We start from the raw sequence: 12,003 nt of genomic DNA on the forward strand, positions 1-12,003 counted from the left end.
AACCGGACAACGAGGCGGGCAGATGGGTCTTCGTGTCTTCGTGCAACGGCTGGCCGGTGGGCTGGCCGCGGTCGTGCTCATGGGCACGGGCGGCAGCGCCATGGCCGAGGCACCGCTGCCCTATCCTGATTTCCAGGCCAAGCGGATCAAGCCGCCGGCACCGGGGGCGACGCGGCGGATCACCGTGCAGATCCAGCCCGGCGACGGGCTGAAGCCGGTGGCGAAGTCGCCCGAACCAGAGGCCGAGGCACGGATGGCCGCGCTCCCCTTGCCGCTGCCGGGGGTGACGGGCTCTCCCGGCCGCTATGACTGGTTCTGGGAAAAGATCTCTCCCGAGCTGGCGCAATCGGGGCCGGGCCGGTTGCAGCGCGCCCTGCAAGTGCTGAGCGGCGCCCAGACCGTCCCCGCCCCGCGGTTGCAGGCGCTGCAGGAGATCGCCCGGGCGCGCGGCCTCGACATCCTGCGCGCCACCGTCGGCACCGATGTCTCGCCGGCGCTGGTGCTGGCAATGATCGCGGTGGAATCAGGTGGCAAGGCGGATGCGGTCAGCCGTGCCGGCGCCCAGGGGTTGATGCAGCTCATGCCCGCCACTGCCGCGCGCTTCGGGGTCGATGACAGTTTAGAGCCGCGCCAGAACATCGCCGGAGGGGTGAAATACCTCGACTGGCTGATGAAGACCTTCGGCCGGGATCCGATCCTGGTGCTTGCCGGCTATAACGCGGGGGAGGGATCGGTGCGCGACTATGCCGGGGTGCCGCCCTTCGCTGAGACGCGTGATTACGTGCCGAAGGTGCTCGCCACCTTCCAGGTGGCGCGCGGTCTCTGCCAGACCCCGCCCGAGCTGATCTCGGACGGTTGCGTCTTCGTGGCGATGAACTGACTGGGGGACGGGCCGGAGGTGGCCCAAGACAACAGGCAGAGAAGACGGGGGGACTGACCGCGCGCCTTCTCTGCCCGGATATTGTCGCACCGAAGGCGTCCCGGCCGATGGGCCGGGCGCATCGGTCAGACGATGGTGGCTTCGGTCGAGGCCAGCATCTCTTCGTGGGTGACGCCATCGGCCAGCTCGACGATATGCAGCCCCTTATGGGTGACATCGAGCACGCCGAGGTTGGTGATGATGCGGTCGACCACGCCCTTGCCGGTCAGCGGCAGGGTGCATTCCTTCAGCACCTTCGATTCGCCGTGCTTGTTGGTGTGGTCCATCACCACCACCACGCGGCCGACGCCGGCGACCAGATCCATGGCGCCGCCCATGCCCTTGACCAGCTTGCCGGGGATCATCCAGTTCGCCAGATCACCCTTTTCGCTGACTTCCATGGCGCCGAGGATCGCCATGGCGATCTTGCCGCCACGGATCATCCCGAAGGAGGTGGCGCTGTCGAAATAGGCCGATTGCGGCAGTTCGGTGATGGTCTGCTTGCCGGCGTTGATCAGGTCGGCGTCCTCGTCGCCCTCGACGGGGAAGGGGCCCATGCCGAGCATGCCGTTTTCCGACTGCAGCGTCACGGTCATGCCCTCGGGGATATAGTTCGACACCAGCGTCGGGATGCCGATGCCGAGGTTCACATACATCCCGTCTTCCAGCTCTTGCGCGGCGCGGGCCGCCATCTGGTTGCGATCCCAGGGCATGATCAGACCTCCTCTTTCTTGCGCACGGTGCGCTGTTCGATGCGTTTTTCGTGATCGCCCTGGATCAGGCGGTGCACATAGATGCCGGGCAGGTGGATGTGATCGGGATCGAGTTCGCCGGGCTGGACGATCTCCTCCACCTCCATCACGCAGATCTTGCCGCACATCGCCGCCGGCGGGTTGAAGTTGCGCGCGGTCTTGCGGAAGATCGCGTTGCCGGTGGTATCGGCCTTCCAGGCCTTGACGATGGCCAGATCGGCGAAGATGCCCTCTTCCAGGATGTAATCCTGGCCATTGAACTGCTTCACTTCCTTGCCTTCGGCGATCACCGTGCCGACGCCGGTCTTGGTGTAGAAGCCCGGGATGCCAGCGCCGCCGGCGCGCATGCGTTCGGCCAGCGTGCCTTGCGGGTTGAATTCCAGCTCCAGCTCACCGCTGAGGTATTGGCGCATGAATTCGGCGTTTTCGCCGACGTAGGAGGCCATCATTTTCCGGACCTGCTTGGATTCCAGCAAGATCCCCAGGCCGAAACCGTCGACGCCGGCGTTATTGGAGGCGACAGTCAGCTCCTTGGTGCCGGCGTCGCGGATGGCATTGATCAGCAGCTCGGGAATGCCGCAGAGGCCGAAGCCGCCCGCCGCAATCAGCATGCCGTCGAACAGGACCCCGTCCAGGGCCTCGGCGGCGGTGGCGTAGACTTTGCTCATGGATGTCTCCCTCAAACCCAGATTGCAGGAATCACTGCAGGGGGGCTGGGCAAGAGTCAATGATCCTGCCCGGGCGTCTCCTCCAGCGGCCCGCTCCGGCCGGGAGTACCGCACCGGGCGGCTTTGCTCCAATATAGTAGAAATACGGTGGTGCGATCCGGCGGGACGGGCGGGGGGCTATGCCCCCGCCGATCGGGATCAGCTTTCGGTGGCTTTCTTGGTCGCAGCCTTCTTGGCCGGGGCCTTTTTCGCCGTGGTTTTTGTCGCAGTTTTCGACGGGGTCTTCTTGGCGGCGGTCGTCTTCTTCGCCGCCGGCTTCTTGGCGCCGGGCTTTTTCGCGGCCTTTTCGGCAAGCAGTTCAAGCGCCTGTTCCAGCGTGACGGTATCAACCTCCATCGCCTCGGGCAGGGTGGCGTTGATCTTGCCCCATTTGACGTAAGGCCCGTATTTGCCCTTCATCACGTCGACTTGCCCGCCATCGGGATGCTCGCCCAGCTCGCGCAGGGGGGCCGCGGCGGCGCCAGAGCCGCGCTTGGGCTTGGCGGCAAGGATCTCAACCGCCCGGTTCATGCCGATGGTAAAGACATCCTCGACATCCTCCAGCGTGGCATTGGTGCCGCCGCGGTTCGAAATGGTGTCGGCATGCTTCAGGTACGGACCATAGCGGCCGATGTTCGACCAGATCGGGACGCCGTCCTCCGGGTGGTTGCCGATCAGCCGCGGCAGGCTCAGCAGCTTGACCGCCTGGTCCAGCGTCACCTCCTCGGGCGTCCATTCCTTCGGGATCGACTGGCGCGGCGGCTTCTTGTTGTCTTCGGTTACCTCGCCGCGCTGGACATAGGGCCCAAAGCGACCCTTGAAGGCATAGACCTTGTCACCGGCGTCCTCGCCCAGCAGCTTGCCCTCGGGCGGGATGCCCGAGGTGGAGGCATCCTCAAGGCCCGGCGGGCCGAAGGGGCGGGTATAGCGGCACTCGGGATAGTTCGAGCAGCCGATGAAGGCGCCGCCGGAGCGCGCGGTGCGCATCGACAGCCGGCCCTTGCCGCAGCTCGGGCACAGGCGCGGATCGCTGCCATCCTCCTTCGGCGGGAAGAGATGCGGCGCCAGCACCTCGTTGATCTTCTCCAGCACATCGGTGATGCGCAGTTCCGAGGTTTCCTCGATCGCCGCCGAGAAATCGCGCCAGAAGCGGGCCAGCACGTCCTTGTAATCGGCTTCCCCCGCCGAGACATGGTCAAGCTCGTCCTCGAGCTGGGCGGTGAAATCATAGCCCACGTACTTGCGGAAATAGTTCTGCAAGAAGGCGATCACCAGCCGGCCCTTGTCCTCGGGGATCAGCCGGTTCTTGTCCTTGCGAACATAGCCGCGGTCCTGGATCGTGGTGACGATCGAGGCATAGGTCGAGGGGCGGCCGATGCCCAGCTCTTCCATCCGCTTGACCAGAGTCGCTTCGGTATAGCGCGGCGGCGGCTGGGTGAAATGCTGTTCCGGGCTGATCTCGCGCTTCTGGGCCGGTTCGCCTTGCATGATCTGCGGCAGGCGCTTGTCGTCCTCGTCGGTGACGTCATCGCGGCCTTCTTCATAGACCTTGAGGAAGCCGTCGAACAGCATCACCTGACCGGTGGCGCGCAGGCCGACCTGGCTGTCGGCGCTGGCGATCTCGACCGTGGTGCGTTCCATCCGCGCCGATTCCATCTGGCTGGCCAGGGTGCGCTTCCAGATCAGATCATAGAGCCGGCGCTGATCGTGATCGGTGACCTTCAGCCCCTCGACATCCATCGTCATGTCGGTCGGGCGGATACATTCGTGGGCTTCCTGCGCGTTCTTCGCCTTGTTCTTGTAGATGCGCGGGGCGGCGGGCACATAGGCGGCGCCATAGCGGTCGCCGATGGCGGCGCGGGCGGCGGTCACCGCCTCGGGCGCCATGTCGATGCCGTCGGTCCGCATATAGGTGATATAGCCCGCCTCATAGAGCCGCTGCGCCGCGCTCATCGTCTGGCGGGCGCCCATGCCGAACTTGCGGCTGGCCTCCTGTTGCAGGGTCGAGGTCATGAAGGGCGGCGAGGGGTTGCGGCTGGCCGGTTTCGCCTCGACCTGGGCGATCTTCAGATCGCGGCTGGTGATCGCCTGAACCGCCAGCTCGGCCTGGGTGGCGTTCTCGATGTCATATTTGTCGAGCTTCTTGCCCGCCAGAACCGTCAGCCGGGCCTCGTATTCCTGGCCGCGCGGGGTGACCAGGATGGCCTTGACGCTCCAGTATTCGCGGGCCCGGAAGGCTTCGATCTCCATCTCTCGCTCGACGATCAGCCGCAGGCAGACCGATTGCACCCGACCGGCCGATTTGGCGCCGGGCAGCTTGCGCCACAGCACGGGGGAGAGGTTGAAGCCCACCAGATAGTCCAGCGCCCGGCGCGCCAGATAGGCGTCGACCAGATCGACATCGACCTGGCGCGGGTGCTTCATCGCCTCGGTCACCGCATCCTTGGTGATGGCGTTGAAGGTGACGCGCTTGACGTCGGTGTCCTTCTTGATCGACCGCCGCTTGGTCAGCGCCTCTTGCAGGTGCCAGGAAATCGCCTCCCCCTCGCGATCAGGGTCGGTGGCGAGGATCAGGGAATTGTCGTTCTCAAGCGCATCCGCAATGGCCTTCATATGCTTGCGGCTGTCCGGAGAAATCTCCCAGGTCATTTCGAAATCATGGTCGGGATCGACCGATCCGTCTTTCGGCGGCAGGTCTCGAACATGGCCGTAAGAGGCGAGAACGGTGTAATTTGGGCCCAGGTATTTGTTGATCGTTTTCGCTTTTGCGGGGGATTCGACAACAACTACAGGCATTTAGTGAATAACCTCTTGCGGCGGAGACGGCGCTTTCTATGAGCGGGCAAGATGTGGTGTGCAAGGGTCAATTGTCAATCCACGCGGTTTCGGCACAGATTGCGGCATATTTCCGACCATTGAGGCGCCGGAAGAGCGGACTGAAAACCACGCGGGCTTGGTCATTTGTCGGCGTGACGTTTCCGGTTTGGAAATCATTTTACACGCGGGCGCGGCACTTTCGTCGCCGCGGAATTCGTGCCTGGTCCAGGTCTGAAATCGCTTTCTGTCCCCCATGCGGGAGGCCGGGGTGACAGGGTTCAGGGCCGCAGCGACAAGAGACCGCCCGCTTGGCGCTGGATGCGGCCTTCCATCTCCAGCTCGACCAGGACGGGGCCGATCTGGCCCGGAGAGGTCTTGAGGTCGCGGATCAACTGGTCTTCGGCCAGCGGGGACGGGCCCAGCCGGTCGAGGATCTGCTGATGCAGCGCCGCCGTTTCGCGCAGGCTGCGCTCCGGCGGCGGGGGGACCGCCCCGGGCTGTGCGGGCTCGATCAGGGCAGCAGCCCGGGGCAGGGCGGCGATCACGTCTTCGGCATTGCGCACCAGAACCGCACCGTCGCGGATCAGCATGTTGCAGCCGGCCGCCCGCGCGTCGAAGGGGTGGCCGGGCACCGCCAGGACTTCGCGCCCCTGATCCAATGCGTCGCGGGCGGTGATCAGGCTGCCGGAACGCGCGGCGGCCTCGACCACCACCACCACCTGGGCAAGGCCCGAGATGATGCGGTTGCGGCGGGGGAAATGCCGGGACTGCGGCGCCATGCCCATCGGCTGTTCCGAGATCAGCAGGCCCCGGCGGGCGATATCGGCGGCAAGACCGGCGTTTTCAGCCGGATAGATCACATCGACGCCGCCGGCCATGACTGCCGCCGTGCCGGTGTCGAGCGCGGCCAGATGCGCCGCCGCATCGACCCCGCGGGCGAGGCCGGAGATGACGGTAAAGCCGGCCTCTCCCAGTTCCTTGGCCAATCCCCGGGCCATCCGCGTGCCGAGCGAGGAGGCATTGCGTGCGCCGACCAGGGCGATCGCCGGTTGCGCCAGCACCCGCACGTCGCCGACCGCCCAGATCAGTGGCGGCGCATCGGCGATCTGCTTCAGCGCGGCGGGGTAATCGGGGTCGTCCTCGGCGATCAGCCGGGCGCGGGCGGCGCGTCCGGCGCGCATCTCGGCGGCGACCAAGGCCTCGGGGCAGGTTTCGTACTCCTCGAGCCCGGCGGCGCGGGCGATCTCGGGCAGGGCGCGCAGCGCCTCGAATGGGTTGCCATGATCCGCCATCAGCCGGCGGTAGGTGGAAATCCCGACCCGGCGGGAGCGAAGCAGACGAAGGCGGGCGACCAGATCATCTTCCGTGGTGGGTGATGCTGGGTGGGTGGAAGAGTGCTGCGTTCTGGGCATCCTGTCCTCCGCCTGCTTGCCAAGACAACCTTAGGGCGAAAATCATTAACGCTGGATTAATCATGGCAAAAATGTGGCGGTGCTTGTCCGGATTTCGCCGCATTTCGCTATGCTCGGTCACCCTCGAAGGAAAATCGCCGCCCCGGAGTCCAAGCGGGGCGGCGATTCTATGGTCAAGTGACGCTGTTGTCCGCCCGATCGGGCGGCGGGGATCAGGCGGCAGAGCCACCCACGGTCAATTGGTCCATCAGCACGGTGGGTTGGCCGACGCCCACCGGCACCCATTGGCCGTCCTTGCCGCAATTGCCCAGCCCCGGGTCCAGCGCCATGTCGTTGCCGAGGGCGCGGATGTGCTGCAACGAGGTCGGCCCGTTGCCGATCAGCGTGGCGCCCTTGACCGGGGCGCCGACCTTGCCGTTCTGCACCCGGTAGGCCTCGGTGCAGGAGAATACGAACTTGCCGTTGGTGATATCGACCTGGCCACCGCCGAATCCGACCGCCCAGATGCCATCCTTGATCTCGGCGACGATATCGGCCGGATCGGCATCGCCGCCCAGCATATAGGTGTTGGTCATCCGCGGCATCGGCGCATGGGCATAGCTTTCGCGCCGGCCGTTGCCGGTGGGCTCCACCCCCATCAGCCGGGCGTTCTGGCGGTCCTGCATATAGCCCACCAGGATGCCGTCTTCGATCAGCACGTTGCGGCGCGAGGGCGTGCCCTCGTCATCCACGGTGATCGAGCCGCGACGGTCGGGAATGGTGCCGTCGTCCAGCACCGTCACGCCCTTGGCGGCCACCTGCTTGCCCATCAGCCCGGCGAAGGCGGAACTGCCCTTGCGGTTGAAATCCCCCTCCAGCCCGTGGCCGATCGCCTCGTGCAGCAGGATGCCGGGCCAGCCCGGGCCAAGCACCACCTCCATCACCCCGGCGGGGGCCGGAACCGCATCGAGGTTGACCAGGGCGATCCGCAGCGCCTCGCGCGCCTTGGCCTGCCAGTTCTCCGGGGCGATCAGCCCGTCGAGGCCGACGCGGCCGCCGCCGCCGGCGGTGCCGGTCTCGCGCCGACCGTTCTGCTCGACGATGACTGAGACGTTCACCCGGGTCATCGGCCGCACATCCGTCACCATCACCCCGTCGGGGCGCATGATCGCCACCTCCTGCAACGAGGCGGAGAGGCTGGCCGAGACCTGCACCACCCGGGGGTCGAGATCGCGGGCGAAGGCGTCGATCTCGCGCAGCGTCTCGATCTTCACCGGGAAGGCGATGCCGCCGATCGGATCCTCGTCAGTATAAAGCCGGTGGTTGGTGGCCTGCGGCGGCGGCGCCAGCACCCCGCCGCCCTGACCAACAGCAAGCCGCGCGGTTTCCGCGGCCCGGCGCAGCGAGGCGATCGAGACGTCGGTGGAATGGGCGTATCCCGCCACCTCGCCCTTGACCGCGCGCAGCCCGAAGCCTTCGGAGGCGTCGTAGCTCGCCGTTTTCAGCCGCCCGTCGTCGAAAACCAGCGCCTCGGATTTCCGCCGCTCGACAAAGAGTTCGCCGTCGTCGGCGCCCTCGGTGGCCGCTTTCACGATGGCGAGCGCCTCATCCTCCGGCAGGAGTGATTCGAACGGGCGGTAGGTCTCTGATCGCATTTCGCGGCCTCGTTATTTGATCCAAATCAAGAAGCGTCGCTGTGACGCAAGCATTTCGCTTTATCTGACAGGAAGAATATGGTTTTTTGCACAGTTAAAGACAACGGGTGCCTGCCGATCCCGTCGGCATTCGTTGGTTCCGGGAGGAGGGCGGGATCGACCGATCAGGACGAGATATGAAGAAGGTTTTGAGTCTTTCAGCGGGCTTTCTGGCCCTGAGCAGCCTGCCCCTCATGGCGGAGGAGGCGTTGGAGATCGTCGGCAAGCCGGTGAGCGGCAAGATGGGCTTCCAGCCCCCCGCGACGGAACTGGCCCGGAAGCTGCAGTGGCTCGATCACACGCTTCTGATCATCATCGCCGCGATTACCCTGCTGGTCATCGGGCTGATTCTCTGGGTGATCGTCCGGTATAATCGGCGCGCCAATCCGACACCGGCCCGCTTTACCCATCATTCGGCAATCGAAATCCTCTGGACCGTTGTACCGATCGTGATCCTTGCCTTCATCGGCGCGATTTCCCTGCCGGTGCTGTTCCAGCAGCAGGAGATCCCCGAGGCCGATATCACCATCAAGGTCACGGGATACCAGTGGTACTGGGGCTATGAATATGTCGACGCGGGCTTTTCCTTCGACAGCTACATGATCGGCCAGCCGGCGACCGGCGGGAATTATATGCTGACCCCCGAAGTCGAGGCCAAGCTGGTCGAGGCCGGCTATAGCCGTGACGAATTCCTGCTGGCGACCGACAACGCGGTGGTGGTGCCAGTCAACAAGATCGTTGTCATGAATGTGACCGGTGCGGACGTGATCCACTCCTGGGCGATGCCGGCCTTCGGGGTTAAGCAGGACGGCGTGCCGGGCCGGCTGGCGCAGCTCTGGTTCAAGGCTGAACGGGAGGGCATCTATTTCGGCCAGTGTTCCGAGCTTTGCGGCAAGGACCATGCCTTCATGCCGATCACGGTGAAAGTGGTCAGCCAGGAGGCCTATGACAAATGGCTGGAAAAGGCGATCGAGGAATACGCCGGCACTCCTGCCGCGCCGGCGAGCTACCAGGTCGCGGCCAACTGACGGAAAGACGAACGGCCGTGGACGGGGAGGACCGTCGGCCTTGGAGACGTGAAGAGACATGAGCGACGCCAGCATCAACCCCAGTATCACCACCAGTTCGGCCCCTGACCGCGAGGCCGGGTTCGGCGATTACTTCGCCCTGCTCAAGCCGCGGGTGATGTCGCTTGTCGTCTTCACCGCCCTGGTCGGGCTGGTGGCTGCGCCGGTTCCCGTCAATCCGATCGTCGGCTTTTGCGCGATCCTGTTCATCGCCATTGGCGGCGGCGCCTCGGGCGCGCTGAACATGTGGTGGGATGCCGATATCGACATGGTGATGAAACGCACCAAGAATCGGCCGATCCCGCTGGGTCGGGTCGATGCGGGCGAGGCGCTGCAGATCGGTCTGGCGCTGTCGGGCCTGTCGGTGATGATGCTGGCGCTGGCCACCAATATCTTCGCCGGCGCCTTCCTGGCCTTCACCATCTTCTTCTATGTGGTGATCTATACCATCTGGCTGAAACGGGCGACGCCGCAGAATATCGTCATCGGCGGCGCTGCCGGGGCCTTCCCGCCGGTGATCGGCTGGATCGCCGCCACCGGCTCGATGTCGATCGAGCCCTGGCTGATGTTCGCGCTGACCTTCCTGTGGACGCCGCCGCATTTCTGGGCGCTGGCGCTGTTCATGCGCTCTGACTATGACGATGCCGGCGTGCCGATGCTGACCGTGACCCATGGTCGCCGGTCGACCCGTCGCCACATCCTGGCCTATACCGTGCTGCTCGCCGTCTTTTCGCTGGGCGCGGCCTTCACCGGCATCGGCGGGCCGATCTATCTGGCGGTGTCGCTGGTGCTGAACGCGCTGTTCCTGCGCGGCGCCTGGCGGATCCTGCGCCGGGACGAGACGGCCTCGGAAGCCGACAATTTCAAGGTGGAGCGCGGGTTCTTCAAGCTGTCGCTGCTCTATCTCTTCCTGCATTTCGGCGCCATCCTGCTTGAGGCGGTGCTGAGGCCCTACGGGCTTGGGGGCTGGGGATGAGCTGGAGACCGCTTCACGATCTGCACCGGCGTCGCTTCGGCCGTAACCTCGGCGTGGGGCTGGTGCTGGGCGCCTTCGTGCTGATCGTCTTCGGCCTGACCATCGCCAAGACCCAGCGGGGGGAGGGGCCGCACCCGGTCGCCGCAGTTTCCCAAGGAGGAACGGGAAACTGATGCGCCTGGGGAGGAGCTGAAGGGAGGAGGAAGACATGTCGGGCCAACAATCCGCCATCAAACGCACGGTGCTGCAGCTCGTGGCTGTCGTCGTCACTATGGGCGCCCTCGCCTGGGCCGCGATTCCGGCCTATAACTGGTTCTGCCGGGTCACCGGCTATGGCGGCGAGACCAGCGTGGCCGAGACGGGGTCGGAGGTGATCCTGGATCGCACCATCAAGATCCGTTTCGACGCCTCCAAGGATCGGAACATGCCGTGGGAGTTCAAGCCGCTCCAGCGCGAGGTGACGCTGCGGATCGGTGAAACCGGGCTGGCCTTCTACGAGGCCTATAACCCTACCGACCGGCCGATCGCCGGGCAGGCCTCCTATAACGTGGCGCCCTATTCGGCCGGCAGCTATTTCGACAAGATCGCCTGTTTCTGCTTCACCGAGCAGGTGCTGCAGCCCGGCGAGCGGGTGGAGATGCCGGTGTCCTTCTTCGTCGATCCCGCGATCGTCGAGGATCCTGAGGCGAAATTCGTCCGCACCATCACCTTGTCCTATACATTCTACGAAATTGATCTGCCCGAGGGCTTTGCCGCCCTGTCCCAGAAGGCGGACACAAACCTGAACTGAGACCGAGAGGAGAGGTCGCTTCATGGCACACGCGAAAAATCACGACTACCATATCCTGCCCCCGTCTGCCTGGCCGCTGCTGGGGTCGATCGGCGGTTTCACCATGCTGTTCGGCGCGGTGCTCTGGATGCATGGGGTCACCTCGGCCGCCTTCTGGGTCGGGCTGATCCTGGTGCTCTACACCATGTATGGGTGGTGGTCCGAGGTGGTGGCCGAGGCGCGGGTGGGCGACCACACGCCGGTGGTGCGGATCGGGCTGCGCTATGGCTTCATCCTCTTCATCATGTCCGAGGCGATGTTCTTCTTCGCCTGGTTCTGGTCGTTCTTCAAACATGCGATCTACCCGATGCAGGATTATTTCGGCACGGAATACGTCCCGCCGCATATCCAGGCCGTCGACCCGTTCCACCTGCCGCTGATCAACACGGTGATCCTGCTGCTGTCGGCCTGTGCCGTCACCTGGGCACACCATTCGCTGGTGCATGGCAACGATCGCAAGGGGCTGGTGCAGGGCCTGGCGATCGCCATCGCGCTGGGGCTCAGCTTCACCGGGCTGCAGGCCTATGAATATTTCGTCCTGCTGACTGACGAGGGCTGGGAATTCGGCGGTGACCAGTTCTATTCGAACTTCTTCATGGCGACCGGTTTCCATGGCTTCCACGTGATCATCGGCACGATCTTCCTGGCGGTCTGCCTGGTGCGCGCGATGAAGGGGGACTTCACCCCGGAAGAGCACGTCGGCTTCGAGGCGGCCGCCTGGTACTGGCACTTCGTCGACGTGGTCTGGCTGTTCCTGTTCTTCGCCGTCTACATCTGGGGCAGCTCGGGCCTGTCTTGAGCGATTGCGGGGTTTGCGGTTGAAATCCCGCCCCCGCCCTAGGTAAAGCGAG

The 12,003-nt window shown here is 65.0% G+C and carries 11 protein-coding genes; 6 read left to right on the plus strand and 5 right to left on the minus strand.

Annotated elements, in window-relative coordinates; all coding sequences use genetic code 11:
• The first annotated feature begins 22 nt into the window (after positions 1-22).
• The gene (locus ACN0V4_RS02005; protein WP_417672837.1) at positions 23-880 is read left to right on the plus strand and encodes a lytic transglycosylase domain-containing protein; all 858 of its coding nucleotides are present in this window, start codon (positions 23-25) and stop codon (positions 878-880) included.
• Positions 881-1,005: 125 nt separating this feature from the next.
• Here the strand turns inward: ACN0V4_RS02005 and ACN0V4_RS02010 are convergent, their stop codons facing one another.
• The 5 genes from ACN0V4_RS02010 to tldD all read right to left on the minus strand — a co-directional run bounded on the left by ACN0V4_RS02010 (position 1,006) and on the right by tldD (position 8,241).
• Positions 1,006-1,632: a 3-oxoacid CoA-transferase subunit B gene (locus ACN0V4_RS02010; protein ID WP_417672838.1), complete on the minus strand. Its 627-nt coding sequence runs from the start codon at positions 1,630-1,632 to the stop codon at positions 1,006-1,008.
• A 2-nt stretch (positions 1,633-1,634) separates the two neighbouring features.
• Positions 1,635-2,339: a CoA transferase subunit A gene (locus tag ACN0V4_RS02015; RefSeq protein ID WP_417672839.1), complete on the minus strand. Its 705-nt coding sequence runs from the start codon at positions 2,337-2,339 to the stop codon at positions 1,635-1,637.
• Positions 2,340-2,537: 198 nt separating this feature from the next.
• On the minus strand, positions 2,538-5,174 hold the full coding sequence (gene topA / locus ACN0V4_RS02020; protein ID WP_417672840.1) for a type I DNA topoisomerase: 2,637 nt from the start codon (positions 5,172-5,174) through the stop codon (positions 2,538-2,540).
• Positions 5,175-5,473: 299 nt separating this feature from the next.
• Positions 5,474-6,607, minus strand: coding sequence for a DNA-processing protein DprA (dprA, locus tag ACN0V4_RS02025; RefSeq protein WP_417672841.1), 1,134 nt, complete (start codon positions 6,605-6,607; stop codon positions 5,474-5,476).
• 212 nt (positions 6,608-6,819) lie between these two features.
• Positions 6,820-8,241: a metalloprotease TldD gene (gene tldD / locus ACN0V4_RS02030; protein WP_417672842.1), complete on the minus strand. Its 1,422-nt coding sequence runs from the start codon at positions 8,239-8,241 to the stop codon at positions 6,820-6,822.
• Positions 8,242-8,417: 176 nt separating this feature from the next.
• On the opposite strand from tldD, the gene coxB reads away from it, so the two are divergent.
• From coxB to ACN0V4_RS02055, 5 genes are read left to right on the plus strand one after another with little or no spacing between them, the layout of a single operon-like run.
• Positions 8,418-9,308 carry a cytochrome c oxidase subunit II gene (gene coxB / locus ACN0V4_RS02035; RefSeq protein WP_417672843.1) on the plus strand — a complete coding sequence of 297 codons (891 nt, stop codon included), beginning with the start codon at positions 8,418-8,420 and terminating at the stop codon, positions 9,306-9,308.
• Positions 9,309-9,366: 58 nt separating this feature from the next.
• On the plus strand, positions 9,367-10,323 hold the full coding sequence (gene cyoE, locus ACN0V4_RS02040; protein WP_417672844.1) for a heme o synthase: 957 nt from the start codon (positions 9,367-9,369) through the stop codon (positions 10,321-10,323).
• Positions 10,320-10,496: a hypothetical protein gene (locus ACN0V4_RS02045; RefSeq protein ID WP_417672845.1), complete on the plus strand. Its 177-nt coding sequence runs from the start codon at positions 10,320-10,322 to the stop codon at positions 10,494-10,496. Before cyoE ends, ACN0V4_RS02045 begins: the two co-directional genes overlap by 4 nt.
• Positions 10,497-10,531: 35 nt before the next feature.
• Entirely contained in the window at positions 10,532-11,113 is a 582-nt protein-coding gene (locus tag ACN0V4_RS02050; RefSeq protein WP_417672846.1) for a cytochrome c oxidase assembly protein, read from the plus strand.
• Positions 11,114-11,135: 22 nt separating this feature from the next.
• Positions 11,136-11,951 (plus strand): cytochrome c oxidase subunit 3, encoded by an 816-nt coding sequence (locus ACN0V4_RS02055; RefSeq protein ID WP_417672847.1) that lies wholly within the window; start codon positions 11,136-11,138, stop codon positions 11,949-11,951.
• The last annotated feature ends 52 nt before the right edge of the window (positions 11,952-12,003 follow it).

Origin of the sequence: Pseudodonghicola sp. (assembly GCF_048268305.1) — a bacterium.
In the GTDB taxonomy this organism is placed as follows: Bacteria; Pseudomonadota; Alphaproteobacteria; order Rhodobacterales; family Rhodobacteraceae; genus Pseudodonghicola.

Excerpts from the sequence above, each read along its gene's own strand:
- ACN0V4_RS02005 (WP_417672837.1), top strand. The coding sequence starts at position 23 with ATGGGTCTTCGTGTCTTCGTGCAACGGCTGGCCGGTGGGCTGGCCGCG.
- ACN0V4_RS02010 (WP_417672838.1), bottom strand. The coding sequence starts at position 1,632 with ATGCCCTGGGATCGCAACCAGATGGCGGCCCGCGCCGCGCAAGAGCTG.
- ACN0V4_RS02015 (WP_417672839.1), bottom strand. The coding sequence starts at position 2,339 with ATGAGCAAAGTCTACGCCACCGCCGCCGAGGCCCTGGACGGGGTCCTG.
- topA (WP_417672840.1), bottom strand. The coding sequence starts at position 5,174 with ATGCCTGTAGTTGTTGTCGAATCCCCCGCAAAAGCGAAAACGATCAAC.
- dprA (WP_417672841.1), bottom strand. The coding sequence starts at position 6,607 with ATGCCCAGAACGCAGCACTCTTCCACCCACCCAGCATCACCCACCACG.
- tldD (WP_417672842.1), bottom strand. The coding sequence starts at position 8,241 with ATGCGATCAGAGACCTACCGCCCGTTCGAATCACTCCTGCCGGAGGAT.
- coxB (WP_417672843.1), top strand. The coding sequence starts at position 8,418 with ATGAAGAAGGTTTTGAGTCTTTCAGCGGGCTTTCTGGCCCTGAGCAGC.
- cyoE (WP_417672844.1), top strand. The coding sequence starts at position 9,367 with ATGAGCGACGCCAGCATCAACCCCAGTATCACCACCAGTTCGGCCCCT.
- ACN0V4_RS02045 (WP_417672845.1), top strand. The coding sequence starts at position 10,320 with ATGAGCTGGAGACCGCTTCACGATCTGCACCGGCGTCGCTTCGGCCGT.
- ACN0V4_RS02050 (WP_417672846.1), top strand. The coding sequence starts at position 10,532 with ATGTCGGGCCAACAATCCGCCATCAAACGCACGGTGCTGCAGCTCGTG.
- ACN0V4_RS02055 (WP_417672847.1), top strand. The coding sequence starts at position 11,136 with ATGGCACACGCGAAAAATCACGACTACCATATCCTGCCCCCGTCTGCC.